Source organism: Brucella oryzae (assembly GCF_041929965.1).
Taxonomy (GTDB): Bacteria; Pseudomonadota; Alphaproteobacteria; order Rhizobiales; family Rhizobiaceae; genus Brucella; species Brucella oryzae.
This window is the reverse complement of record NZ_JBHEEO010000004.1, coordinates 56,002-82,375: the sequence shown is the minus strand read 5'-3', so window position 1 is coordinate 82,375 and position 26,374 is coordinate 56,002. Positions and strand designations below refer to the sequence as shown.

The following is a 26,374-nucleotide window of genomic DNA, read 5'->3' as shown; positions in this document are numbered from 1 at the left end:
GCCCATGAGCGCCTCACAATCCAGCATCAGCTATTTCTTGCCCGACGAAGCTGCAACGCAGCGTTTCGGCGAGGATTTCGCCCTCGCCCTGCAGAAGGGCGATCTTGTCACGCTTTCCGGTGATCTGGGAGCGGGAAAATCCTCGCTTGCCCGCGCGATCATACGCGCAATTGCCGATGATGAAGGGCTGGATGTTCCAAGTCCGACTTTTACGCTAGTGCAAAGCTACGAGACTTTGCGCATTCCTGTTGCCCATGCCGATCTCTACCGTATTTCACACGGTGAAGAACTGGATGAGCTGGGGCTGCCGGAGTTTCTGGAAGATGGCGTGGTTCTGGCCGAATGGCCGGAGCAGGGCGAGGGATTCCTGCCTGAACCGTCATTTGCTGTCACGCTGAACCACGAAGGGGGAGGACGGCGTATTGCCGTGTCCGGACCTGTGGCCGCGATCCAGCGGCTGGAACGCAGCCAGGCAATCCGCGCTTTTCTGGACCTCCACGGCCGCGCCGATGCAACGCGCCGCTATTTGCAGGGGGATGCATCTCCGCGCAAATACGAGACGGTCCAAACGGCTGCTCACGGTATCGAGATTTTGATGAATGCGCCGCAGATGCCGTATGATCCGCCGCTGCGTGACGGAAAATCCTATCGGCAGATTGCGCATCTTGCGGAAAACATCCTTGCCTTTGTCGCTGTCGATGCGCTTCTCGACAGCCATGGTTTTCACGTGCCGCAAATGCGTGCCGCCGATCTCGATGCCGGTTTTCTCATCCTTGAGAATCTCGGAACCGAGGGCGTGCGGGCAGCTTCGGGTGAACCTGTTGCGGAACGCTATGAGGCCGCCGGACGTTTTCTGGCGCATCTGCATGGCGTTGCCTGGCCAGACCATGCACCGGTGGCGGGGCATCCCGACCACATCATTGCTGGCTTTGACCGCGATGCGATGATGATCGAGGTCAGCCTGATCGGCCAGTGGTACGCGCCGCGCATGATGGGCAGGCAACTTACAGACGCAGAAAAGCAAGCTTACGAAGCCGCATGGGGTCATGTGATCGCCGACATTGCCGATGTTGAGAAGAGCCTGCTCTTGCGCGACTATCATTCGCCCAACCTGTTCTGGTTCCCGGAGGCGGGAGGCAAGGACAAGATCGGTGTCATCGATTTTCAGGATGCGATGATTGGACCGGCGGCCTATGACGTGGCTTCACTGGCGCTTGATGCGCGAGTGACGATTTCGCCAGAGCTGGAACAGGCTGTGGTCGCTGCCTATTGCGATGAGCGTCGCACGCTCGGACATGCGTTCGACGAGGCTTTGTTCCGCAAGGCCTATGCAGCCATGGGCGCGCAGCGTAATGCCAAGCTGCTCGGTCTTTTTGTCCGGCTCGACGAGCGCGATGGTAAGCCGGCTTATTTGAAGCACCTGCCACGCATTCGCGATTATCTCGGACGTGTGCTTAAAGATCCCGTCATGGCACCTGTGGCGGCATGGTTTGAGGAATTGGGGCTGATGCAGCAGGAAGAGGCCGCGCAATGAAAATGCCTGAAATGGCCCCCAAAACGGCAATGATTCTTGCCGCCGGACTTGGCAAGCGCATGCGTCCCATCACCGAAACCATTCCAAAGCCGCTGGTCAAGGTTGCGGGTAAGCCCTTGATTGATTGGGGGCTGGATGCGGCTGTGCAGGCGGGCATTGGCACGGCAGTCGTCAATGTCCATTATTTAGCCGACCAACTGGAAGAGCATCTTCGTCGTCGCAACGATCTGGAGATCGTTATTTCGGACGAACGCAAGGAGTTGCTCGATTCTGCTGGCGGCGTCGTGAAGGCGTTGCCGATACTCGGAGCAGAGCCGTTTTTTATATTGAATGCCGACACATTTTGGGTAGGCGACGAGAAGGCGCCCAATTTGTCGGCGCTCGCTGAGATATGGGATGCGGACCGGATGGACATTCTCCTGATGACAGCGCGCCTCGATCAGGAAACGGGCTATGAAGGCAAGGGTGATTTCGTTACCGACGAAAACGGGCATCTGCGCCGCGCACGGGACGTCTCCGGCGAGCCGGTGATCTATGCGGGAGCAGGGATTATCCATCCCCGCATCTTCGATCACGTGGAGCCGGGTGTGTCCTCGCTCAATCGCTATTTCGACGAAGCGATTGCAGCGGGCCGCCTTTATGGTATGCCAATGACCGGGCACTGGCTGACCGTTGGAACGCCGGACGCCATCGGCGAGGCGGAGGCAGCGCTTACCGCATTTGCATGAGGAGGCAGTAAGCATGAGCGCACGCAGGCCCAGAGATGGGAAACAGCGCCTCTTTTCAATTCCTCCCGGCACGCCGTTTCTGCCCGCTTTTGCCAAGGCGCTTCTGGAAGGGCGGCTGGTTGAGGGCTTTCCTGCCAACCCTTCCGATCCGCTGGCATTGGCCAATGCAACCATCTATGTGCCAACGCGCCGTGCGGCGCGTGCGCTAAGATCGATACTGGTCGATAGGAATCCAGCTAAAAGCGCTATTTTGCCGACGATAAAGCCGCTTGGCGATGTGGACGAAGATGCCGCTTTCTTCAATGCCGGCTCGTCAGGCGTCTTTGACATCAATCCACCGATTGGTACAGCAGAGCGTCTTCTGCTTCTGGCACGATTGATCCGCCCGTGGCGGGAATCGCTGCCTTCGCATGTACGTGCCCTTTTCGGTGTTGACGACGTTTCCGTTCCGGCAACGACCGCCGATGCGATCTGGCTTGCCCGCGATCTGGCGGGGCTGATGGATCAGGTTGAAACCGATGGGGCGAAGTGGAGTGAGCTTAAGGGTATTGCTCCGGAAGACCTTGCCGATTGGTGGCAGGTCACGCTCGGCTTTCTCAACATCGTCACCAATCTGTGGCCGGATATTCTGGCGGAACGCAGGCTTTCAAATCCGGCTGCGCATCGCAACGATCTCATCTGGAGTGAAGTAAAGCGCCTGCGCACCCATCCGCCAACGGGGCCGGTGATCGTTGCGGGTTCTACCGGTTCCATACCTGCGACTGCCGAACTTATTTCCGCTATTGCGGATTTGCCCAATGGCGCGGTGGTGCTGCCGGGGCTGGACCGCGATCTGGATGATGCCGCGTGGCAAATGCTGGCATCGGCAACCGACAATCCCTCGACCTTCGGTCATCCGCAATTCGGCTTGCGCAAGCTTCTTGATGCAATGCAGACATTACGCGCAGATGTGGAACATCTGGACGATATGCCTGCTTCCAAACGCCTGCGCGAGCGGGTGGTGAGCGAAGCGCTCCGCCCGGCGGAAACGACCGATGCATGGGGCCAGCTTGCGTGCGATCCCGATATGCAACGCGAAGCCTTGCAGCAGGCAGCGCAGACCATCGATCTGATCGAAGCCGCCAATGAGCGGGAAGAGGCGCTTGCGGTCGCTCTTGCGTTACGCGATGCAATCAATGATGAAGGCAAGACGGCTGCGCTTGTCACGGCAGACCGCAATCTGGCGCGACGGGTGGTGGGCGAGCTTGCCCGTTTCGGGATCGATGCCGACGATTCCGGCGGGCGGCATCTGCGTGATGTCGAGACCACGACATTGCTGCGGCTGCTGGTCGAAACCGTGTTCAATCCGGGCGATCCGGTCGCCCTGCTGGCGCTGGTCAAGCATCCGCTGCTGCGGCTGGAAGCGCCCCGTATCGAGCGACGCCTTGCCGCCGAAACCTTGGAACTCATTGCCTTTCGCGGCGGTACGGGCCGTGCCTCGGTGCTCAATCTTCCCGCATTTTTCGATCGGCGGCTGGAAGAAAGCGCCAGTCAGTCATGGCAACCGGCATGGCACGATACAGTCACGCCGGATATGATCGCCGCCGCCCGCAATCTTTGCGAAAGCCTGTCTAAGGCGGTGGCGCCATTGGCGCCTTTCGTCATCGCCGGACGCCGGACCGAGATCGGCGAAATCGCGCGTGCAACGGTCGAAGCATTGGAAAATCTTGCGCGTAATGAAAAGGCCAGCATCGCGCCTTTCTATTCCGGCGAACGCGGAGAACAGCTCGCTGCCTTTTTGCGTGGTCTGGTTTCAAGCGAAGCCGGGCTCGACTTTGAAGCGTCGGAATGGCCGGCTGTGCTCGATGCGCTGATGGCGGGCGAGACGGTCAAGCCGCACCCCGGCGGCCATCCGCGCCTCTTCATCTGGGGTGCGCTGGAAGCACGCCTGCAAACCATGGATACGGTGGTGGTCGGCGGTCTCAACGAGGGGAGCTGGCCTGCCCGTACCCGTAACGATCCATTCATGTCGCGTCCGATGAAGTCTATGATCGCGCTCGATCCGCCCGAGCGCCGCACCGGCCTTGCTGCCCACGATTTCCAGATGGCGCTGGGTCAGGATCATGTTGTGCTGACGCGCTCGCAGCGTTCCGACAATGCGCCGACGGTTGCCTCGCGCTGGCTGCAGCGGCTTGAAACTGTGCTGGGCGCAGATGTGACGACCGAAATGCGCAAGCGTGGGGCGCGTTTTATTCAGTGGTCACGCGAAATCGACCGGGACGAAGACGTGCCTTTCGTCAAACGCCCGGAACCGGCCCCGCCTGTAACTGCCCGTCCGAAGCATTTTTCGGTGACGGAAATCGAAACGCTGCGCCGCGATCCTTATGCGATCTTCGCCAAGAAGATCCTGAAACTGCGTCCGCTGGAGCCCCTGATCCGTGACCCGGCTGCTGCCGAGCGCGGCACCTTGTTCCACGATATTCTGGGTCATTTTACGCAAGAGGCAATCGATCCGCTAGCGCCCGATGCCGCCGAACGCCTGATGGAGCTTGGCCGCATTCTTTTTGCCGACATGGACCTGCCGACCGAAATAGAGGCTGTGTGGTGGCCGCGCTTCACGGCGCTCATTCCGCAGTTTCTGGCTTGGGAGCGCGAGCGCGCCTATAATGTCCAGACCCGCTTTGCGGAAATTTCATCCGATAAACGCGAGGTCGAAGGGCTTGGCGTCACGCTTTCCGGCCGCGCTGACCGCATCGATCTGATGCGCGACGGGACAGCGGAAATCATCGATTACAAGACCGGATCGACGCCATCGCCCAAACAGGCGCATGTGCTGCTGTCGCCGCAGCTGGCGCTGGAAGCCGCGCTTCTGGTGCGCGGCGCATTCCGCGAACTGGGCTCGGTCCGCGCTTCGGACCTCACCTATGTCCGTCTCAAGGCGGGCGGCGAGGTCAAGCCGGAATCCATCCTCAAGATCGGACGACCGCCATCGGAGAAAACCGCCCCGGCGCTTGGCGAGGAATCCTGGCAGCGGCTGGCGCAATTGCTGGCCGAATATCAGAAGCCGGAAAAAGGGTATCTGTCGCGCGCATTGCCGTTCCGTGAAACCGATCTGACGGGCGATTACGATCATCTGGCGCGGGTGCTGGAATGGTCTGCCGGAGGCGATGCAGGCGGCGAGGGCGGCGAATGAAGAAAGCACCTGTTATTCCAGAAGAAACGCTGCGGGCGCAAAGCAATGCAGCAAATCCGGCAGCTTCCGTCTGGGTTTCCGCCAATGCGGGTTCCGGCAAGACGCATGTTCTGACCGAACGTGTTATTCGCCTGCTGCTCGAAGGCACGGACCCATCGAAGATTCTCTGCCTCACCTATACCAAGGCGGCGGCTGCGGTGATGCAGAACCGCGTGTTCATGCGGCTTTCAGAATGGGCTGTCCTGCCGGATGAGGAACTGGCCGAACGCCTGAAATCATTGGAAGGGCGCAGACCGGGCGATGCCCGTCTTGCCGCCGCGCGACGGCTGTTCGCGCGTGCGCTCGAAACACCGGGCGGACTTAAAATCCAGACCATCCATGCTTTCTGCGAAGCGATCCTGCACCAGTTCCCGCTTGAGGCAAACATTGCCGGTCATTTCGAGATGATGGATGATTTGATGCAGGTCGCCCTCGTGGGCGAAGCACGGCGCCAACTGCTCGAAACCGCGCATGGAGGCGGCGATATTGAGCTCGCAGCGGCCTTTGCGGACGTTCTGCAAGCATCGGGCGAGATGGGGCTTCAATCGCTTCTGGATGAGGCGGTAAGCAGGCGCAACGGCCTGCAGACCTATATCACCGAACTGGGTGTGGCGGCGCATCGCAGCGAAGCCCTGCACCGGGCTTTCCGCTTCGACCCGCAAACCAGCGAAGATGATATCATCGCCGATCTCTGGCCGATACCGGAGTTTTCCGACGACGCACTCGACCTCATCATGTCGATCCAGAAGGGGGCGTCTCGCGCGCAGGATTTTGCGCTGCAGCTTCGGCGTTTCGAAAAGGTGACAAGCCAGCGTGACCGCGAGGCCGTGTTGCGTGCAGCCTTCCTGAAAAGCACGGGCGAACCGAAATCCGGTTCTTATGTCGGCTCGGCGGCGGTCAAGAAGCTTCTGCCGGATTTCGAAGAGGATTTCGACGCGGCGGCGGCGCGTGTGGAACAGGGTCTCGACCGGCTGAAGGAATTGCGCCTTGTGCGGCTCAATCTGGCCGCGCTGACGCTGATCGACAATCTGCTGCAACGCTATCACGACCTGAAGCGTCAGCGCGGCCTGCTCGATTTCGAGGACCTCATCACCCGGACCGTGGCGCTGCTTGCCCGAAACGGGGCAGGGCAGTGGGTGCAGTACAAGCTCGATCGCGGCATCGATCATATTCTGGTCGATGAGGCGCAGGATACCAGCCCCGACCAGTGGCAGGTGATCCGCATGCTGTCGGAAGAGTTTTTCTCCGGTCTCGGCCAGCGCAATATCAGCCGCACGCTCTTTGCCGTCGGTGACGAGAAACAGTCGATCTATTCGTTTCAGGGCGCGGTGCCGGAGGATTTTGCGGCGCAGGGGCGGTCCGTCAGTCTTCGCGCGAAAGATGCGGAGCTGAAATTCGAGCGTGTCAGCCTCAATTTTTCGTTCCGATCCGCGCCCGATGTCCTGCAGGCGGTGGACGAGGTTTTTGCGCGACCCGAGGCCAATCGCGGCCTTGCGGGCGCAACGGTCCATGAAGCCATTCGTTCAGATGCGCCGGGCGAGGTGGAAATATGGGATATGCTGACGCCGGAAGTGGTGGAAGAGCCTGACGATTGGCGCGAGCCGGTCGATCATCTGGCAGCACCTGCCGTGCGGCTGGCGGATCAGATCGCGGCCACCATTCGCCACTGGCTGGATAGCGGCGAACCCATTCCGGGCCAGAACAGGCGGATCATGCCGCGCGACATCATGGTTCTGGTGCGAAAGCGCGACCAGTTCATGCCTGCCCTGTCGCGGGCGCTGAAAAACCTGTCCGTGCCGGTGGCCGGTGCGGACCGCCTGCGGCTCACCAGCCATATTGCCATTCAGGATCTGATGGCGCTCGGTCGTTTCGTGCTTCAGCCCTCGGACGATCTTTCGCTGGCATCTGTCCTGAAAAGCCCGCTGTTCGGCTGGGATGACGACCAGCTGTTCGAGCTTGCCCATCCGCGAGGTTCAAGCCTCACTTTGTTCGAGCGGCTTTATCAGGTCTCGCGTGGCGATGCCGCGCTGGCCGAAGTGCACAAGACCTTGAGCCGCTGGCGCAATATGGCCGACACCATGCCGGTGTTCGAATTCTATGCACGCATATTGAGCGCGGACGGCGCGCGGCGAAAACTCCTGGCGCGGTTGGGGCCGGAGGCGGGCGATATCATTGACGAATTCCAGAATTATGCGCTTTCCGCCGAGCGCGCCGGTCTGCCCGGCCTGCAGGCTTTTCTTGAAACGCTGGAAGCGGCATCGCCGGAAATCAAGCGCGAACTGGATCAGGGGCGCAATGAAGTGCGCATCATGACCGTCCATGCCGCCAAGGGGCTGGAAGGGGCGGTGGTGTTTCTTGTCGATCCGGGAAGCGCGGTCTGGACTGGCAGCCGCGCGCCAAAGCTCATTCCTTTTGATTTTTCGAACGATAATCCGCCGGTGAAAGGCTATCTCTGGCAACCGAATGCCGGATACCAGACCGGCTTCACGGCAGCACAGATCGAGGAGCTGAAAATGCGGGCGGAGGAAGAATATCGCCGCCTGCTCTATGTCGGCATGACGCGGGCCGAAGACCGGCTTATCATCTGCGGCTATCGCGGTACGCGCGAAAGCGGCGAAACATGGCATCGCCTTGTTGAGGATGCGCTGGCCACCAAGGCCGAGACATTCGTGCATCCGGTTCTGAAAGTTGCTGCAAGGCGCTATCGCAAGACACCGCGCGGAATGGTCGAGATTGCCGAGCAGGATAGAACCGAGGATCACGCACTGCCGTCACTACCGCGCGATTATCTGCGGCCGATAAAGCCTGAAACCGGATTGCCGCGGCCGCTGGCCCCGTCCGGCGCGTCCGCGCTGATCGAAGCGGATGAGGAACCGCCGCTCGATACGTTTTCGCCGGTTCTGGGGCCAGGCAACGGGACTCCCGCCTTTGCGCTGCGGCGCGGCACGGCGATCCATATGCTGCTGCAATATCTGCCGGACATTCCACGGGATGGGTGTGAAACGCTGGCACGCGGCTACCTTGATCGCATCGCTGCCGACTGGCCGGAAACGGAGCGCCAGATAGCTTGGCAAAGTGTGCGGACCATTCTGGACGACCCCACCTATGCACCGGTCTTTGCGGAAGGTTCGCGCGGGGAAGTGGCCATCATGGGCACAATCGAGCTTGGCGGGCGCGATCATGCGGTGTCTGGCCAGATCGACCGCATCAGTGTCGGTGAGGACCGGGTGTTGATCGTGGACTACAAAACCAATCGACCGCCACCGAAAACCATCGAGGCGGTTCCTTTCGCCTATCGGGCGCAGCTTGCACTTTATAAGGCGCTGCTGGAGCCGCTCTATCCGGGACGGACGGTGGAAACAGCGTTGCTCTTTACCGAAGGGCCGTTTCTGATGCCATTGTCCGACACTGTTCTCAATGAAGCCATGCAGACGCTGAAAGACTCTCAAGGAAAGGTGAGTAACTAGAACTTGACGGATGGCGGCAGACGCGCCACATGATATAGCGAAGATAGAGCGGATTGCGTGTGAGTCTGTGAAGATGCCTGCCGTTCTTAACCATATAGAGGATAGCCCTATGGCAACCGTTAAGGTCGATAACAGCAATTTTCAGTCGGACGTTCTTCAGTCGAGCGAGCCTGTTGTGGTGGATTTCTGGGCGGAATGGTGCGGTCCCTGCAAGATGATCGCCCCGGCTCTGGACGAAATCGCAACGGAAATGGCTGGTCAGGTCAAGATCGCCAAGGTGAACATTGATGAGAACCCGGAACTGGCTGCTCAGTTCGGCGTGCGTTCGATCCCGACGCTTCTGATGTTCAAGGATGGTGAACTCGCCGCCAATATGGTCGGCGCTGCTCCGAAGAGCCGTCTCGCCGACTGGATCAAGGCGTCGGCTGCATAAGACAGCATCATAAAACGCAAAACCCGGCCTTCGAGCCGGGTTTTTTTGTTTAGAATTTGCCGTTAAGTGGGTGGCGTGCTGTTGTCCCTCAAGACTTCACCTGCAAGGTAAAGCGATCCGCTAATCAGGATACGCGGCGGCGCTTCATCCGGGGGCCATGTATCACGCAGAAGTTTCAATGCGTTGGCAACCGAATGCACGGGCTCCGCCGACAGATTGGCTTTTTGGGCCGCGACGGCCAGCTCATCATTGGGAATGCCCGCATCGCTGGACGGAATAGGCACGGTGAAAACGTGCCGCGCCATACCGGCAAAGGCTTCGAAATAGCCGACCGGGTCCTTGGTATTGATCATACCGGTGATGAGGAACAGCGGGCGCTCATTGCGCTCTTCAAGATCGCCAAGCGACTCGGCAATGACTGTTCCCGCACCCGGATTATGCCCGCCATCGAGCCAGATTTCGGACGCTGCCGGGGCCAAATCCACGAGCGAACCATGGGTCAACCGCTGCATGCGTGCTGGCCAGTCCACCACCATTAACGCCTTTTCGACGGCTTTGTCGGTCAGGCTGAAACCAGCCATCTGCACAGCCTCGATTGCTGCTGCGGCATTGGAAATCTGATGGCGTCCGGGAAGGCGCGGCAATGGCAGGTCGATCAGACCATCCTCGTTCTGGAACACCATGCGGCCATGTTCCTCGAAAGCGAGGAAATCCTGCCCGTAAACCGAAACGGGACAGCCCAGCCTGTCGGCAGTCGAGACAAGAACTTCCCGTGCCGCATCGAAGGGCTGGAAACCGATGACGACCGGACAATCCTTCTTGATGATACCGGCCTTTTCGGCCGCAATAAGCTCCACATGATCGCCAAGATAGGCCTGATGGTCGATGGAAACCGGCATGATGAGCGACACGGCAGGATCGGTAATGACATTGGTGGCGTCGAAACGCCCGCCGAGACCGACTTCCATGACGACGACATCCGCCGGATGTTCGGAAAAGAGCACGAAGGCCACAGCCGTCAGGATTTCAAAAACGGTGATGTGCTGGCCGTCATTGGCTGCTGCAACGCGCTCTATCGCGTCGGCCAGAACATCGTCACTGACCAGTTTTCCGCCACCGGGCGCTGCCAGACGATAGCGCTCGTGCCAGTTGACGAGGTGCGGCGAGGTATGGACGTGAACATCGAAGCCGCCCGCTTCCAGAAGTGCGCGGCAGAAAGCTGTCGCTGACCCCTTGCCGTTGGTTCCGGCAATGTGAATGACCGGTGGCAGTTTCAGATGCGGATTACCAAGCTTTCCCAGAAGACCGCGAATGCGGTCCAATGAAAGATCGAAGCCCTTTGGATGCAACTGCATAAGCCGCTCGATTGCGGCGGCGGCTTTTCCCGTCACGATCAGGCTGCCTTGTCGGTTGCTTCCGTCTTTTCGTGTTCCGGCGCGTCGCTATTGCCGGGCTGCCTGGTCATGATCTTGAGAAGGCGCGCAATCGTGCCCTTCAATTCCAGACGCGAGACGACCATGTCGACCATGCCATGTTCCATGAGATAGTCGGCGCTCTGGAAGCCTTCCGGCAGCTTTTCACGGATCGTCTGCTCGATGACGCGCGGGCCGGCAAAGCCGATCAGGGCGCCTGGTTCGGCGATGTGGATATCGCCCAGCATGGCGTAGGAAGCCGTTACCCCGCCCGTAGTCGGATTGGTCAGCACGACGATATAGGGCAGACCTGCCTCTTTCAGCATTTCAACTGCAACCGTGGTGCGCGGGAGCTGCATGAGCGACAGGATGCCTTCCTGCATGCGCGCACCGCCCGAGGCGGCAAACAGGACCAGCGGGCGTTTCAGCTCGATGGCCTTTTCAAAACCCTGAATGATGGCTTCGCCGGCACCCATGCCGAGCGAACCGCCCATGAACCCGAAATCCTGAACGGTGGCGACAATCGGCAAGCCTTCGATTGTGCCGAGGCCGTTGACGATGGCGTCATCCATGCCGGTGCGGGTGCGATAATCCTTGAGACGGTCGATATATTTCTTCTCGTCGCGGAATTTCAGCGGATCGACAGGCACTTTTGGCGCTTCAAGCGTCGTATATTCGCCATTGTCGAAGAAGAAGCGCAGACGGTCCTTCGCCTTGATGCGCATGTGATGACCTGAGGAGGGGATCACAAACTGGTTGCTCTCAAGGTCCTTGTGAAACACCATTTCACCGGTCGACGGATCCTTGATCCAGAGGTTTTCCGGCATTTCACGACGGCCGAGCATCGAATTGATCTTCGGACGAACGTAGTTGGTGATCCAGTTCATGACGTTTGGTTCCGTTTCTTGTTCTTCGGCAACGACTTCTCAGCCGCTTAAATGGACGATTTATTGGGCGGCTTCAAGGCGTGTGGCGCGCACGCTTTCAGCAAGAGCGTGGACAAGCCGGCTTGCGGCGGCGACCGGATCGCCTTTCACCTTGCCCTTTTCATCGAGTTCACCGGCAATCGCGTTGACGATGGCCGTGCCGACGACGACGCCATCGGCATGGGCGGCGATGGCTGTGGCCTGTTCCGGCGTCTTGACGCCGAAACCGACACAGATCGGCAAATCGGTGCTTTTCTTGATGTGGCGCACGGCTTCACCAACTTTCGCGGTATCGGCGATTGCCGAGCCGGTGATGCCGTTCATCGAGACGTAATAGACGAAGCCCGACGAATTATGCAGCACTTTCGGCAGGCGCTTGTCATCCGTGGTCGGCGTGGTGAGGCGAATGAAATTGATGCCCGCCTTCATGGCCGGAATGCAAAGTTCCGCATCCATTTCGGAGGGAAGATCGACGACGATCAGCCCGTCGACGCCAGACGCTTTGGCATCGGCCAGAAAGCGTTCCACACCATAGATATAGATCGGGTTGTAGTAGCCCATCATGACGATGGGGGTGGTGTCGTCTTCCTTGCGGAATTCTGCTGCCATGTGCAGCGTCTTGGCAAGCGTCTGCCCGGCGTTGAGGGCGCGCAGACCTGCGGCCTGAATGGCGGGTCCATCTGCCATCGGATCGGAGAAGGGCATGCCAAGCTCGATCACGTCGGCACCGGCCTTTGGCAATGCCTTCATGACCTTGAGCGAGGTTTCCAGATCGGGATCGCCACCCATGAAATAGGTAACGAGCGCCGGACGGCCCTCGGCCTTCAGTTCAGCGAATTTGGTGTCGATGCGAGTAGTCATACCGTGCCCCGTGGCAAAGTGCGCGTCAGATAGTCGGCAACGGGCTTGCCCGCCATCGCCGTTTCCATCCATGCACGCCGTTCAAAGTCTATGATTCCGAGTTCCCACACGCAGGCCATCAGCAGCGGTTGTGCGGTCATGAATTCCACCTCGTCGCCGAGTTCCGACTGCCAGAGGACTTCCGTGGCGATACCGCCTTCCAGCCACCAGTGCAGAAGCAGCCACAGGCCCTCCTCACCCTGATGCAGAATGGCAAAACCTACGCCCATATGCGGCAAGGCGACGAGCTTTTCAGCGGCGGCTTCGATCTGCCTGCGGGCGAGGCCGACAGCGGCCTCCGCGACAGGATTGGCCGGATCGGCTTCTATGATGTTGAGCTTGATCGTCGCCGGACCGCACGTCGTCAGGCCGTCGAACCATGCGGCGCGCGGCTTGTAGACGGAGATTTCGGCGACGTCGTTACCCATGTCAGATGTCCATGCCGAGAAGCTTGCCGACCGTATGGACATCCTTGTCGCCACGACCGGACAGATTGACGATCATAACTTGGTCCTTGCCCATGGCTGGGGCCATCTTGACGGCCTGCGCAATGGCATGGGCGGATTCGAGCGCGGGGATAATGCCTTCGGTGCGGGTGCAAAGCTGGAATGCATCCAGCGCCTCAGCGTCGAGGATCGGTACGTAGTCGACGCGCCCGCTATCTTTCAGCCATGAATGTTCCGGGCCCACGCCCGGATAGTCGAGACCGGCGGAAACGGAATGTCCTTCAAGAATCTGGCCGTCGTCATCCTGGAGGAGATAGGTGCGGTTACCATGCAGTACGCCGGGACGACCCGCGCTCATCGATGCACAATGCTCGTCACCGTCCAGACCGTGACCGCCTGCCTCGACACCGACGATCTTGACTGATGCGTCATCGAGGAAGGGGTGGAACAGGCCGATGGCGTTGGAGCCGCCGCCGACAGCCGCGATGATGACATCCGGCAGACGGCCTTCCTGTTCGAGAATCTGCTGGCGTGCTTCATTGCCGATAACCGACTGGAAATCGCGCACCAGTTCCGGATAGGGATGCGGACCGGCAGCCGTGCCGATCAGGTAATAGGTGTCTTCGACATTCGTCACCCAGTCACGCAGGGCTTCGTTCATCGCATCCTTGAGTGTGCCGTTGCCTGCCGAAACCGGAATCACTTCGGCACCAAGCAGCTTCATGCGGAACACGTTCGGCTTCTGGCGTTCGACGTCGGTTGCGCCCATATAGACCATGCAGGGCAGGCCGAAACGCGCGGCAACAGTAGCCGAAGCCACGCCATGCTGTCCGGCGCCGGTTTCGGCAATGATGCGGGTCTTGCCCATGCGCTTGGCGAGGAGAATCTGGCCGAGGCAGTTGTTGATCTTGTGGCTGCCGGTGTGGTTGAGGTCTTCACGCTTGAAGTAGATTTTTGCGCCGCCCAGATGTTTCGTCAGGCCTTCCGCGTAATAGAGCTTGGAAGGACGACCTGCATAGTAGGTGGAAAGCGCGTTCAGCTCCGCCTTGAATTCAGGATCGTTCTTCGCCGTTTCATAGGCTTCCTGCAATTCGAGGATCAGCGGCATCAGCGTCTCGGCAACGAAGCGTCCGCCGAAAATACCGAACATGCCCTCTTCATCGGGGCCTGTCTTATAGGAATTGGGTGCAACCGGCTTGTTCAACGCTTCCGCTCCGTCAGTTCAGGCTGTCTACAGGGCATCGGCGCGCATCGGCGACAGCCCGGAAAAAATTCTCGATGAGACGCACATCCTTTTCGCCGGGCGCGCGTTCGACGCCGGACGATATATCGATGCCGGGCGCTTGGGTTTTGTGGAGCGCCTCTGCGATATTGTCCGCATTCAATCCACCGGAAAGCATGTAATCGATATCCGCGTCAAGCGCCGCCAGAAGTTCCCAGTCGAATGATACGCCGTTGCCGCCCGGAAGGTCCGATCCCTTCGGCGGCTTGGCATCGAACAGGAAACGGTCTGCTATGCCCTTATAGGCCGCAATCGCGGCAAGATCGCTGGCGTCGCGCACCGAAAAAGCCTTCATGACCGGCAAGCCATAACGCGCTTTGATGAAGGCCACGCGATCCGGCGTCTCGTGGCCATGAAGCTGCAGAATATCGGGTTTCACCGTTTTCACGATATCATCCAGCGTTTCATCGTCCGCATCGACTGTAACGGCAACGACAAGCGCCCGCCCGTTGACCGCATCGCGCAAGCCTGCTGCCATCTGCGGGGTTATATGGCGCGGGCTTTTGGGAAAGAAGATGAAACCGATATGCGTCGCACCGCCGTCGAGGGCGGCGGCAACGGCGTCGGGGGTTTTAAGCCCGCATATCTTGATATCGAGAACCATGGTTGTCCGTCGCATAAATCCGGGGGCTACTCAAGCTATTCCGTCTGTTCCGGAACTATTCGGAGACGGGATGGCCATCAAAACCCTGTGCGATCAGGAAATCATACGCCTCCATGACCTCAAGGGGAACAGCCTGCGCGATCTGATAACCCTTGGCAGGATATTCAAGAATGCGCTGGAGATCGCCGGTCATCTCATTGATAAGCATTTCGACCGGATGGTCTGCCGTTGGCTGGCCTTGGAAGGAAACGAGCGGCGCGGTGATGCTTGCGCGTGCTTCCGGCCATTGGCGGGCTACGGTCGCCAGAACGCGACGCTGCGTCTGCGGCTTGGTCACAAGGATGGCGCTGATTGCGCCGGGCGCAAGCCGTTCACGACTGAACCTTATGTTTTCGCCGATATTGGTAGCCTCGGGTTCGACCGTGATCGCTTCTTCGGGCACGCCGCGCCTGATTGCGATTTCGGCAAAAGCTTCTGCTTCGCTTGCCTTATAGAGTTTGTCCGTCCAGTGGCCGCTTTTGCCGGTGAACACCAGCCACGTCGCCATGCCTGCGAGAAAGAGATCGGCTGCCCTTTCGGCAACGCGCGGATCGTAGCTGCCAAGCCCGATAATGACATCGGCGGTTTCCAGCGGATCATAGATGCAGTGATAATCCCACAGCACGTTGGCGGCGGTCAGTATGGATGCGGTCATGTGAAGTCGATAGCCTGTAATGCGCTGCCATTGCGCTTCAGCCAAGCCTTGCAGCGTTCCGTGTCGGGACAAAGCTCATGGCAGAGTTTCCAGAATTTCGGCCCATGGTTCATCTCGATGAGATGGGCCACCTCATGGGCAACAAGATAGTTGATCACCGGGGCAGGGGCCATACCTATGCGCCAGGAGAAGGAGAGGACGCCGTCCGAGGTGCAGGAACCCCAGCGGCTCTTCGTGTCCTTGAAGCGCACGGATTTGGCCTTGCGACCGACCGTGGCGGTATGTCGGACCACGAGTGCCTCGATCTCGCGCTTCACTTCGCGTTTGATATGATCGGCGACGCGGCGCGGCAGATGTGCCGGGTCGCCATGAACGAGCAGAATATTGCCTTCAAGAAGCTGGGTGGTGCCGCGGCCTGATTGATGCACGATCTTGTGTGGCACACCGCGCAGGGGAATCTTGATGCCGGCGCGCACGCCCGGCTGGTCAGGCAGCTTTGCGATGCGGCTTTCGATCCAGCCTTCGTGACGGTTGAGGAAACTCAGCACTTCACGCTCGGGAAGTCCGGGCGGAACCGTAATGCGCAGTCCCTTGCCACCTGCTTCGATACGCAGGGTCAGTCGTTTGGCACGCGGATTTTCGAAAACACGCAAGGGAAGTTCCCGTCCTGCGACCGCATGGATGCGTTCGCTGCGAACGGTTGCCGTCCCAGCAGACGCTCCTTTGCCACTGATTTGCCGAAGGAAGGATAAGCCCATCGCTTAAGAATAAGTGATTCGCGTAAAAAGCCAGAAAAAATTGCTATTTTGACTGAAACGGCGCAGCCAAACTGCGCCGTTTCAAAAGATTTCAGGGTGTTATACCCTATCAAAGATCGGTGATGTCGTCCTTGCCGCCTTTGGTGCGCGGGGCAGGCGTCTTCTTCGAGGCCGCACGGCGCTCAGCCATGAAGCGGTCGAATTCTTCCTTGTCACGGGCACGGCGAAGTTCTGCGGCATAGGCCTCGAATTCGGCGCGCGCTTCTTCGAGCTTGCGGCGTTCTTCGGCCAGCCGCTCCAGCTCGGCGCGGCGCCAGTCGTCAAAAGCCTCATTGCCAGTGGTGCCACCGAAGTTGAAGTTTTCGCCCTTACGGCAGTTGCGGAACGAGCCGAACATGGAATCGGTCTTCTCGTTCACGCCGCGCTTGAACCCTTCGAGGCGATCACCCCAGAGGATATAGGCGAGCATGGCAAGGCCAAGCGGCCAGAACAGGAAAAAGCCGAGCACCATCAGCGCAATCGTGGCTGGCGTCCATGCCGGGCGGATCAATGCAGTATTGGTCATGGTCTGCTCCGTTGAAAAGCGCATGCCATTCAACCGTTCGACATCGTCCGGCAACATGCGCGAAACCAAGGCCTGCCAGCCCGCCTCATGCGGACATTTTCTTCTGGCGGCTTGACTTCGACGTGGTGAAAAGATTGCGGCTTTTCAAGAATACAACCGGAGGATTCGCAGCCCTCTTCACTTAACCAATGCAATTAATTCGAGATTTTTTTACGAAAATGTTCGAGAAAAGTGACGGCGAGCCCGGCGATCAGCGCCCAGAAGGCGGAGCCGACCCCGAAAAATGCCATGCCGGAGGCCGTCACGGCAAAGGTTATGGTCGCTGCAAGGCGCTCATGCTCGTCCTTCAGCGCCAATGACATGGCGTTGATGAACGGACCGGTCAGGGCAAGCCCGGCAACAAGGGCGATGAGCGTTACCGGCAAGACGGCAAAGATCGCGACCAATGATGCCCCGAAGAGGGCGAACACCACATAGATCACGGCGTAGACCGGGCCGGTAAGCCAGCGTTTGGTGTGGTCTGGATGTGCGTCGGGATTGGTGCAGAGTGCTGCCGAGATAGCGGCCAGATTGGTGGTGGAAGCGCCAAAAGGAGCCGTCAGCAGTGAAAAGAGGCCGGTCACGCGCAAGCAGGCGCTGGTTGGCGGCTCATAGCCTGAAGCACGCAGCACGGCAAAGCCCGGCAGGTTCTGCGAGGCCATGGTTACCAGATAGAGCGGGATCGCGATGCCGATCATCGCGCCCATGTGAAACTCTGGCCAGATGAGGGTGAGCGTGGAGATTTCAGGCGCGGGCAGGGCAGGTGAGCGCCCTGTGAGCAGCGCGAAGATCATTCCGATCACCAGAACGGCAATGACGGCGAGCGACGGGTTGAACAGGCGGATGATGAAGAATAGCGCCACCAGCGGCAGGACGAAAACCGGGTCGCCGGGCACTGTCTTGGCAGCGGCAATGACGAAACTCAGCAGCACACCTGCCAGCATGCCAGACGCGACGGAGGCTGGAATACGGGAAACGAGTACCGACAATTGACGGATCAGCCCGGTGGCGACCAGTGCGAGTGCTGTTACGATGAATGCGCCCACCGCTTCCGGCATGGTGAAACCGGCACTGGCGCCGATCAGCGCCAGCCCTGGTGTGGACCAGGCCGCGATGATCGGCATCTTGTAGCGGATGCTGAGCCAGGCGGAAGAGGCGGCAATCGCTAGACAGATCGCCGTGACCCAGCTTGCCGTTTCGGCCTGAGTGGCGCCTAGCACCTGCGCTGCCGCAATGATGAGTGCCAGCGTACCGCCGAAGCCGACAATGGCCGCAACCGCTGAGGAAGCGAAAACCGAAAACCGCATAATTATGCCCCGTTATGCTGTTGCTGTGATGCGCTCTGCCAGACCGGAAACCGTACGGATGAGAAGATCGAGATCCTGCGGTCGCGACAGGCGATGATCGCCGTCGCGCACCAATGTAAGGGTCACGTCATCGACGGGCAGGTGTTCCACAAGCGTCAGCGCATGCTTGTAGGGGACATCGGGGTCCTGCATGCCCTGCAGGATATGAACCGGGCAGCCGGTCTCGATGATGCCCTTGAGCACCAGATTCTTCCGCCCGTCTTCGATCAGCGCGCGGGTATAGATATAGGGGTTGGGCGAATATTCGGAGGGTTCCTCGAAATAGCCCTTTTCCCGAAGATCATTTTTCTGCGCTTCGGAAAGTGTTGGTTCCACAAGCATGGCCGTAAAATCGGGTGCCGGCGCTATCAGCACGATCCCGGCAGGCGGGTTGCCTTCCGCCTTAAGTTCCTGCGCCATGCGCAGCGCGATCCAGCCTCCCATGGAGGAGCCGACCAGAATCTGCGGACCTTGGGCAAATTGCCGGTAGACGGCCAGACTTTCGCTCAGCCAGCGCGAGATGGTGCCCTGATTGAAATCGCCACCGGATTCGCCATGGCCGGAATAATCGTGACGCAAAGCGCTGTGTCCGGTCTCTGCTGCCCATTCGTCGAGAACGACCGCCTTGGTGCCCAGCATGTCGGAACGATAGCCGCCGAGCCAGACCACACCCGGAGATTTGCTTCCGGCTCTGTAGCGCAGGGCGATTTTCGCTCCGTCCACGTCGATGAATTCCGGCCCCGCAACGCTCATGTCAAATCTCCTCAATTTCCTACAGCATCGGCCCGAAAATCGATTCCGATTTTTGGAAAGCACGATGCGTAGATTAAATAGATTAGAGCGTCCTTTGTGCGTCCGAAGGGACACACGGCGCTCTGGATTGTTTTGGCATGTTCGCAAAAGAGAGAAAACCCGCCATATGGGTCGAGGCCCTTGAAATGGCGGTAAATGTGACCGATATGCCGCTTGTCCGCCGCGAAATGAGGACAAAAAGAACGTTTATCACGCGGGGGTGATTTTTCCTGTCAAAGATGCTATTGACTTCGCCGCCTGCTTGACGACATTTCCGCGATCAACTGCGGTTTGATCGGGGACATGCCGTCTGGCAGCGAGTATCCGACCGCATGAGACGTAACAATTCAGGAGATAACGACCATTCGCCGACCCTTCAGAGCGACGCCGGTTCAGAAAGACGGACCGCGCTCCAACCGTGATATCCGGGTTCCCCGGGTTCAGCTTATCGATGCCGAAGGCCAGAACCACGGTGATGTTTCCATCCAGGAAGCGATCGCCATGGCTGAAGAAGCAGGTCTCGATCTCGTCGAGATCGTGCCGAACGCGGAGCCTCCGGTTTGTAAGATCGTCGACCTCGGCAAGCTGAAGTATCAGAATCAGAAAAAGGCCGCCGAAGCGCGCAAGAAGCAGAAAACGGTTGAAATCAAGGAAATCAAGATGCGACCGAACATCGACACCCATGATTATGAGGTGAAGATGAAGGCTGCTCTGCGTTTCTTTGAGGAAGGCGACAAGGTCAAGGTTACCTTGCGTTTCCGTGGACGCGAAATGGCGCACCAGGAACTTGGCATGAAGCTTTTGCAGCGCGTCAAGGAAGACACTGTCGAAATCGCCAAGGTCGAGTCCGAGCCGAAGCTTGAAGGCCGTCAGATGATGATGGTTCTCGCCCCGCGTTGAACATTTCGAAATGCCTTGGAAAAGCCGCCTTCGGGCGGCTTTTCATTTGTCCGGATAAATATGGGATCGTGGAACTGCAATGAAGACTTTGGGCGAACTGGGAAAATATCAGCAGCGTCGACGCCTTGCGATCGGCGCCGTTGTGGTGCTTCTGGTCGTGGCGTTGCTTTTTGTCAGCTCGCAATCGACTGGCCATTTCCATGAATATATCGAGGCGTTCGGTCTGAGCCTGATCGTTGCGGCGATCATCGGCCGTATGTGGTGCACGCTCTATATCGGCGGGCGCAAGAGCGCGGAGATCGTGCAGAGCGGACCGTATTCGGTTACGCGCAACCCACTTTACGTCTTCAGCAGCATCGGTGCGATGGGCATCGGCGCGCAAACCGGGAGCCTCATCATTGCGGTCGCCTTCGGTGTGCTTTGTTATCTTGCTTTCTCGATCGTCATCCGAACGGAAGAGAAATTTCTCAAGCAGAATTTCGGCAAGCCTTATGAAGCCTATTGTGCGAACGTTCCGCGCTTCTTCCCTAAGTTTTCGCTGTTTCGCGACGACAAGGAGCTGATCGTTCGTCCTGACCGGCTTTATCGTACCTTCACGGATGGCCTGGTGTTTTTCGTCGCCTATCCGTTCTTCGAGTTTGTGGAATATCTGCAAGATAGTCATATCCTGCCGGTGCTTCTGCGAATTTATTGACGTTTCGACCGCGATTCAGCCCAATTCGGGCATTGCGTTTTGCAGTCTTTCAACCTATAAGGCCGCGTTGAAGCATTTCCAGCAAAAGTGCGAGAAGCGGTTTTGCGTTCGGAAATGCGACAAAGAGACAGAACCGCCCGGCAGGGCATGCCGTGGCGGTTTCGTATGCTTTTCGGGCTTGGTCAGTCCGGAAGTGAAAACAAGGTTCCGGTCGGTTGCAGATACCGACGCCGCTTAAAGCAAGAGGCGTGGAGTGCCGCAGGCACGACGGGGACTAAACAAAGGAGTAGCAAAATGCCCAAGATGAAGACCAAATCGGCCGCCAAGAAGCGGTTCAAGATCACCGGCACCGGCAAAGTCAAGGCCGCAGCTGCCGGTAAGCGTCATGGCATGATCAAGCGTTCGAACAAGTTCATTCGCGATGCACGCGGCACCATGGTTCTCGCCGATGCCGATGCAAAGATCGTGAAGCAGTTCCTGCCGAACGGCCTCTAAGATTAGTCTGAGAAGGAGATCATAACATGGCACGCGTAAAACGCGGCGTTACCGCCCACGCAAAGCACAAGAAGGTTCTGGATCAGGCTGCTGGTTTCCGTGGCCGTCGCAAGAACACCATCCGCACCGCCAAGGCTGCAGTTGACCGTTCGAAGCAGTATGCTTACCGTGACCGCAAGAACCGCAAGCGCTCGTTCCGCGCTCTCTGGATCCAGCGCATCAATGCTGCTGTCCGCGAGCAGGGCTTGACCTATGGCCGTTTCATCGACGGTCTGGCGAAGGCTGGCATCGAGATCGACCGCAAGGTTCTGTCCGACATCGCAATCCACGAACCCGATGCATTCGGTGCACTGGTTGCATCGGCAAAGAAGGCTCTCGAGTACCTCAAGAACACCGAGACGCCGAACGCTTTTGAAGGCGCTGTCCGCTAAGCCAGCCGCCTTTCCCAAGCAGTATTGATAATTTGGGGACCCGCGCTGGCTCGGCTGGCGCGGGTTTTCTCGTTTTAAGGATTCAAAGCGGGCATGAAGGATGAACCGGGCAAGTTGAGGCTGGATCTGGATGCGGATGATCTCCGCAGCCTGCTGGTTCTGCTTGCCCAGAGCCAGGGCAAGCGCATTTCCAGCACCGTCATTGGCGGTCATCGCGTCTGGATCAAGCGCTATGATGCCGAGAGACGTCCACTCCCCAAGCGCCTGCACAGCCTGATCTCACCGCTTCTTCCCTATCCGTTCCTGCGCAGCCCGAAGGAAATTGGCGAAGCGGGCATGGCTGACCGCGAAGAGCGCAAGATGAGCGCCTTTCTGCAGGCAGGCTTTCAGGTGCCCAGGATCGTCTACCATCAAGGGGCGGTGATGGTTCTGAGCGACGTTGCGCCCATCATCCAGGATCGACTCGACCAGTTGCGTCGCGATGATCCGCAGGGCCATGACGCTCTTCTCGTCCATTGTGCCCGTGCTTTGGGTGAGGCTCATGCGGCAGGGCTCTGCCATGGGCGCCCGCATCCGCGTGATTTTTTCGAGAAGAACGGTGTTGCCGGATTCCTCGATTTCGAGGAGGAGCCGGAATCGGTCATGCCGCTTGCCGCCGCACAGGCGCGCGATGTCTGGCTTCTGTTTTTCCAGATCACGGCGCAGGCACGTCTTGCCGGGACACCGCAACAGGCATTCGCAGCCTATCGTGCGGTTGCACCCGCTGATGTGGTTCCAGAATTGAGGAAAATCGTCGGGTTTTTCCGATTTACCATCGCGCCGCTGAAGCTGCTTCGTCGCATTTTTCTCGGCGGCGATGGAAGACGGCTTTTGCAGGCGATGGAATTTTTCGACGCTAATCTTGATGCGTCTCACCAATCAGGCCAAAGAGAGTAACGACAACGCTTCTTTGGCTGCAAAGCGAAATATATGGAGCGCTGCAAGCGCAACAGAGAACTCGAAACAAGAGGCGTGGAGCGCTGTAAGCGCGACAGGGAACTCAAAACAAGAGGCGTGGAGCGCTGCAAGCGCGACAGGGAACTCGAAACAAGAGGCGTGGAGTGCCGCGGGCACGACAGGGATTTAAACAATGAGTGATCTAGAACAACTCGAACGGCAGATTCTCGGAGATATCGCGGCGGCGGCTGACGAGCCTGCCATTGAAGCCGTGCGTGTCGCCGCTCTTGGCAAGAAGGGCTCGGTTTCGGAAAAGCTGAAGACGCTGGGCAGCATGACGCCGGAAGAGCGTCAGGCACAGGGCCCGGCCATCAACGGCTTGAAGAACCGCGTCACTGATGCACTGACCGAACGCAAGACAGAGCTGCGCAAGCAAGCCATTGCCGCGCGCCTTGAGCGTGAGAAGGTCGATGTGACACTGCCGGTGCGCGAAAGCGCTGCATCGCGCGGTCGCATCCATCCGATTTCACAGGTCGTCGATGAGATCACGGCAATCTTCGCCGATATGGGTTTCTCGATTGCCGAAGGTCCAGATATCGAAACCGACTATTACAATTTTACGGCGCTCAATTTCCCGGAAGGGCACCCGGCGCGCGAAATGCATGACACCTTCTTCTTCAACCCGGATGAAAAGGGCGAGCGCAAGCTTTTGCGCACGCATACCTCCCCGGTGCAGGTGCACACGATGGAGAAGTTCGCTGCGATCCGCGATAAGGAAGGCCGCGACGAGCCGATCCGCATCGTGATCCCGGGCAAGACCTATCGCATGGATTCCGACGCCACCCATTCGCCGATGTTCCATCAGGTTGAAGGTCTGGTCGTGGACAAGTCGGCCAATGTCGCCAACATGAAGTGGGTGCTGGAAGAGTTCTGCAAGGCGTTCTTCGAAGTGCCTTCGGTTAAGATGCGCATGCGCCCGAGCTTCTTCCCGTTCACGGAACCGTCTGTCGAAGTGGATATCCAGTGCGACCGCTCCGGCCCGCATGTGAAGTTCGGCGAAGGCAATGACTGGCTTGAAATTCTGGGCTGCGGCATGGTGCATCCCAATGTCTTGCGCGCTTCCGGCTACGATCCGGACGTTTATCAGGGCTTCGCCTGGGGCATGGGCATCGATCGCATTGCCATGCTGAAATATGGCATGCCTGATCTGCGCGCCTTCTTCGACGCCGATGTGCGCTGGATCGAACATTACGGTTTCCGTCCGCTCGACATTCCGACGCTTTTCGGCGGACTGAGCGCGTAAGGACAGGAAGGGACAACACAAATGAAATTCACGCTTTCCTGGCTCAAGGATCACCTTGAAACCGATGCGACGCTGGAACAGATCGTCGAAAAACTGACCGATATCGGTCTTGAAGTGGAATCGGTCGACGACCGGGCTGCTTTCAAGGCTTTCAAGATCGCCAAGGTCCTGACAGCCGTTCAACATCCGGATGCCGACAAGTTGCGCGTGCTCTCCGTCGATACGGGCGACGGCAAGCCGGTTCAGGTCGTTTGCGGTGCACCGAATGCACGCGTCGGTCTGGTCGGCGTGCTGGGCCGTCCGGGCGACTATGTTCCGGGCCTTGACGTCACGCTTTCCGTTGGCAAGATTCGCGGCGTCGAAAGCTTCGGGATGATGTGTTCCGAGCGCGAGCTGGAGCTTTCAGACGAACACAATGGCATCATCGACCTGCCGGAAGACGCTCCGGTCGGCACCAGCTTCGCGACCTATGCCGGACTGGATGATGCGGTGATCGAAATTGGGTTGACGCCGAACCGTGCCGATTGCACCGGCATTCACGGTATTGCACGCGATCTTGCCGCTGCCGGTCTCGGCACGCTCAAGAATACACTGCCGGACGCCGTCAAGGGCGAAGGTGCAACCCCGGTCAAGGTCATCCTGGATCAGGATGCCGAGAACCCGTTCTGCACCGGCTTTGCACTGCGCATGGTCAAGGGTGTCAAGAACGGCCCGAGCCCGAAATGGATGCAGCAGCGTCTGAAGGCAATCGGCCTGCGCCCCATTAATGCGCTGGTGGACATCACCAATTACGTGACCTTCGATCAGGGGCGTCCGCTGCATGTCTTCGACGCTGCCAAGGTCAAGGGCAGTCTGACGGTGCGTCTGGCAAAGGATGGCGAAACCATTCTCGGCCTCGATCAACGCGAGTATAAGTTCAAGCCGGGCATGTATGTGATTGCCGATGAGAACGGTCCCGAATCGATTGCCGGTATCATGGGTGGCGAGCATTCCGGTTGTGATGAAAACACCACCGACGTGCTGATCGAATCGGCACTTTGGAATCCGCGCATGATCGCACGCACGGGTCGTGAACTCGGCATCGTTACCGATGCGCGCTATCGTTTTGAGCGTGGCGTTGACCCGGAAATGATGGTTCCGGGTGCAGAAATTGCGACCAAACTGGTGCTGGAACTCTGCGGCGGTCAGCCGACAATTCTCGACGTGGTCGGCTATAGCAAGCCTACACCGCGCGTGATCGGTTTCCCGGTATCGGAAGTCAAGCGCCTGACGGGTATCGAGGTTTCCTATGAAGCGTCGCTTGATATTCTGAAGCGTCTCGGCTTCGGCGTCGAGGGCGACGGCAAGGTCATCAAGGCGATGGTGCCGACATGGCGCGGAGACGTGGAAGGCAAGGCTGACCTCGTTGAAGAAGTCATGCGTATCCACGGCATTAACCAGATCGACCCGCAGCCGCTGCCGAACCATGGTGCCGTCAATGGCCGTATTCTGACGACCTTGCAGATCAGAACCCGTCATGCCCGCCGCATGCTCGCCTCGCGCGGCATGATGGAAGCCGTGACCTATTCCTTCATTTCTGAAGGACAGGCCAAGGCGTTCGGCGGCGGCGCTCTGCAACTGAAGCTTGCCAACCCGATTGCCGCCGATATGTCGGACATGCGCCCGTCGCTTCTGCCGGGTCTGCTGGTCGCTGCACAGCGCAATGCGGATCGCGGTTTCGGCGACACGGCACTGTTTGAGGTCTCGGGCATCTATGAAGGCGATACGCCGGACAAGCAGCGTCGCGTTGCGGGCGGCGTGCGCCGCGGTACGGCCAAGGTTGACGGCTCGGGCCGTTTCTGGGCCGGCAATGCGGCCCCGGTCGGTGTGTTCGATGCCAAGGCCGATGCGCTGGCGGCGCTTGAAGCCGCCGGTGCACCGGTTGACCGCATCCAGATCGAAGCCGGTGGTCCCGATTGGTTCCATCCGGGTCGTTCGGGCACGCTGAAGCTCGGACCGAAGGTGGTTTTGGGCACTTTCGGCGAATTCCACCCGGATACGCTGGAAGCACTCGATGTTTCGGGCGCACTTTGCGGCTTTGAAGTCTATATCGATGCCATCCCTGAGCCGAAGGTAAAGTCCACGCGCACCAAGCCGGCCTTGAACCTTTCGCAGTTCCAGAGCCTCAAGCGCGATTTCGCGTTTGTGGTGGATGCAGATATAGAAGCCGGAAATGTCGTGAAGGCGGTTTCGTCTGCTGACAAGAAGCTGATTGTCGGCGTTCAGGTCTTCGACATCTTCACCGGCGCATCGCTTGGTGAAGGCAAGAAATCGATTGCGGTCGAGGTGCTTCTGCAGCCGCAGGATCGCACGCTGACCGATGACGATCTGGAGGCACTGTCGAAGCAGGTTGTGGCAAGTGTCGCCAAGCAGACCGGCGGTGTCCTTCGCGGATAAGCGTAAAATAAAAGCCCGCCAACCCGGCGGGCTTTTTTAAAG

23 protein-coding genes are annotated in these 26,374 nt (G+C 58.9%); 12 read left to right on the top strand and 11 right to left on the bottom strand.

The genetic code is table 11. The annotated features are described in order from the left end of the window. Nucleotides 1-4: 4 nt before the first annotated feature. From tsaE to trxA, 5 genes are all read left to right on the top strand, one after another. On the top strand, nucleotides 5-1,534 hold the full coding sequence (gene tsaE, locus JNC70_RS05250) for a tRNA (adenosine(37)-N6)-threonylcarbamoyltransferase complex ATPase subunit type 1 TsaE (protein WP_104755145.1): 1,530 nt from the start codon (nucleotides 5-7) through the stop codon (nucleotides 1,532-1,534). Beyond that, nucleotides 1,531-2,262, top strand: a complete 732-nt coding sequence (locus tag JNC70_RS05245; protein ID WP_104755146.1) for a nucleotidyltransferase family protein — start codon at nucleotides 1,531-1,533, stop codon at nucleotides 2,260-2,262. The genes tsaE and JNC70_RS05245 overlap by 4 nt, the downstream gene beginning before the upstream one ends. Nucleotides 2,263-2,275: 13 nt before the next feature. Next, on the top strand, nucleotides 2,276-5,434 hold the full coding sequence (gene addB, locus JNC70_RS05240) for a double-strand break repair protein AddB (RefSeq protein WP_104755147.1): 3,159 nt from the start codon (nucleotides 2,276-2,278) through the stop codon (nucleotides 5,432-5,434). Next, complete coding sequence (addA, locus tag JNC70_RS05235) at nucleotides 5,431-8,940, top strand: double-strand break repair helicase AddA (protein WP_104755148.1); 3,510 nt, start codon at nucleotides 5,431-5,433, stop codon at nucleotides 8,938-8,940. Before addB ends, addA begins: the two co-directional genes overlap by 4 nt. Before the next feature lie 109 nt (nucleotides 8,941-9,049). Beyond that, nucleotides 9,050-9,373: a thioredoxin gene (trxA, locus tag JNC70_RS05230; protein ID WP_006473274.1), complete on the top strand. Its 324-nt coding sequence runs from the start codon at nucleotides 9,050-9,052 to the stop codon at nucleotides 9,371-9,373. A gap of 62 nt (nucleotides 9,374-9,435) precedes the next feature. Here the strand turns inward: trxA and JNC70_RS05225 are convergent, their stop codons facing one another. The 11 genes from JNC70_RS05225 to JNC70_RS05175 form a co-directional block, all read right to left on the bottom strand. Continuing rightward, nucleotides 9,436-10,728 carry a bifunctional folylpolyglutamate synthase/dihydrofolate synthase gene (locus JNC70_RS05225; RefSeq protein ID WP_167394040.1) on the bottom strand — a complete coding sequence of 431 codons (1,293 nt, stop codon included), beginning with the start codon at nucleotides 10,726-10,728 and terminating at the stop codon, nucleotides 9,436-9,438. A 38-nt stretch (nucleotides 10,729-10,766) separates the two neighbouring features. Beyond that, a complete protein-coding gene (gene accD / locus JNC70_RS05220) occupies nucleotides 10,767-11,672 on the bottom strand; it encodes an acetyl-CoA carboxylase, carboxyltransferase subunit beta (RefSeq protein WP_104755150.1) in 906 nt (301 codons plus the stop codon). A gap of 60 nt (nucleotides 11,673-11,732) precedes the next feature. Next, the gene (trpA, locus tag JNC70_RS05215) at nucleotides 11,733-12,572 is read right to left on the bottom strand and encodes a tryptophan synthase subunit alpha (protein WP_104755151.1); all 840 of its coding nucleotides are present in this window, start codon (nucleotides 12,570-12,572) and stop codon (nucleotides 11,733-11,735) included. Further along, entirely contained in the window at nucleotides 12,569-13,039 is a 471-nt protein-coding gene (locus JNC70_RS05210; protein ID WP_104755152.1) for a hypothetical protein, read from the bottom strand. Before JNC70_RS05210 ends, trpA begins: the two co-directional genes overlap by 4 nt. Nucleotide 13,040: 1 nt before the next feature. After that, nucleotides 13,041-14,261 (bottom strand): tryptophan synthase subunit beta, encoded by a 1,221-nt coding sequence (trpB, locus tag JNC70_RS05205; protein ID WP_104755153.1) that lies wholly within the window; start codon nucleotides 14,259-14,261, stop codon nucleotides 13,041-13,043. A 13-nt stretch (nucleotides 14,262-14,274) separates the two neighbouring features. Then, nucleotides 14,275-14,943 (bottom strand): phosphoribosylanthranilate isomerase, encoded by a 669-nt coding sequence (locus tag JNC70_RS05200; RefSeq protein WP_104755154.1) that lies wholly within the window; start codon nucleotides 14,941-14,943, stop codon nucleotides 14,275-14,277. A 55-nt stretch (nucleotides 14,944-14,998) separates the two neighbouring features. Next, the gene (locus JNC70_RS05195; protein WP_104755155.1) at nucleotides 14,999-15,637 is read right to left on the bottom strand and encodes a YdcF family protein; all 639 of its coding nucleotides are present in this window, start codon (nucleotides 15,635-15,637) and stop codon (nucleotides 14,999-15,001) included. Continuing rightward, on the bottom strand, nucleotides 15,634-16,395 hold the full coding sequence (locus JNC70_RS05190) for a M48 family metallopeptidase (RefSeq protein WP_104755156.1): 762 nt from the start codon (nucleotides 16,393-16,395) through the stop codon (nucleotides 15,634-15,636). Before JNC70_RS05190 ends, JNC70_RS05195 begins: the two co-directional genes overlap by 4 nt. Nucleotides 16,396-16,504: 109 nt before the next feature. Beyond that, nucleotides 16,505-16,960, bottom strand: a complete 456-nt coding sequence (locus JNC70_RS05185; protein WP_104755157.1) for a DUF2852 domain-containing protein — start codon at nucleotides 16,958-16,960, stop codon at nucleotides 16,505-16,507. 194 nt (nucleotides 16,961-17,154) lie between these two features. After that, nucleotides 17,155-18,306 carry a benzoate/H(+) symporter BenE family transporter gene (locus JNC70_RS05180; RefSeq protein ID WP_104755158.1) on the bottom strand — a complete coding sequence of 384 codons (1,152 nt, stop codon included), beginning with the start codon at nucleotides 18,304-18,306 and terminating at the stop codon, nucleotides 17,155-17,157. A 12-nt stretch (nucleotides 18,307-18,318) separates the two neighbouring features. Then, complete coding sequence (locus JNC70_RS05175; protein WP_104755159.1) at nucleotides 18,319-19,098, bottom strand: alpha/beta hydrolase; 780 nt, start codon at nucleotides 19,096-19,098, stop codon at nucleotides 18,319-18,321. 402 nt (nucleotides 19,099-19,500) lie between these two features. Between JNC70_RS05175 and infC the strand changes: the two genes are divergently transcribed. The 7 genes from infC (at nucleotide 19,501) to pheT (ending at nucleotide 26,332) form a co-directional block, all read left to right on the top strand. Continuing rightward, nucleotides 19,501-20,037, top strand: a complete 537-nt coding sequence (gene infC, locus JNC70_RS05170; RefSeq protein ID WP_012091035.1) for a translation initiation factor IF-3 — start codon at nucleotides 19,501-19,503, stop codon at nucleotides 20,035-20,037. A gap of 79 nt (nucleotides 20,038-20,116) precedes the next feature. Continuing rightward, on the top strand, nucleotides 20,117-20,731 hold the full coding sequence (locus JNC70_RS05165) for a methyltransferase family protein (protein ID WP_104755161.1): 615 nt from the start codon (nucleotides 20,117-20,119) through the stop codon (nucleotides 20,729-20,731). A 294-nt stretch (nucleotides 20,732-21,025) separates the two neighbouring features. Further along, nucleotides 21,026-21,226, top strand: coding sequence for a 50S ribosomal protein L35 (gene rpmI / locus JNC70_RS05160; RefSeq protein WP_002965184.1), 201 nt, complete (start codon nucleotides 21,026-21,028; stop codon nucleotides 21,224-21,226). A 26-nt stretch (nucleotides 21,227-21,252) separates the two neighbouring features. After that, nucleotides 21,253-21,657, top strand: coding sequence for a 50S ribosomal protein L20 (gene rplT, locus JNC70_RS05155; protein WP_006468099.1), 405 nt, complete (start codon nucleotides 21,253-21,255; stop codon nucleotides 21,655-21,657). Between the two features lie 93 nt (nucleotides 21,658-21,750). Further along, nucleotides 21,751-22,593 (top strand): BUD32 family EKC/KEOPS complex subunit, encoded by an 843-nt coding sequence (locus JNC70_RS05150; protein ID WP_104755162.1) that lies wholly within the window; start codon nucleotides 21,751-21,753, stop codon nucleotides 22,591-22,593. A 193-nt stretch (nucleotides 22,594-22,786) separates the two neighbouring features. After that, nucleotides 22,787-23,896 carry a phenylalanine--tRNA ligase subunit alpha gene (gene pheS / locus JNC70_RS05145; protein ID WP_104755163.1) on the top strand — a complete coding sequence of 370 codons (1,110 nt, stop codon included), beginning with the start codon at nucleotides 22,787-22,789 and terminating at the stop codon, nucleotides 23,894-23,896. Between the two features lie 21 nt (nucleotides 23,897-23,917). Next, on the top strand, nucleotides 23,918-26,332 hold the full coding sequence (gene pheT, locus JNC70_RS05140; protein WP_104755164.1) for a phenylalanine--tRNA ligase subunit beta: 2,415 nt from the start codon (nucleotides 23,918-23,920) through the stop codon (nucleotides 26,330-26,332). The last annotated feature ends 42 nt before the right edge of the window (nucleotides 26,333-26,374 follow it).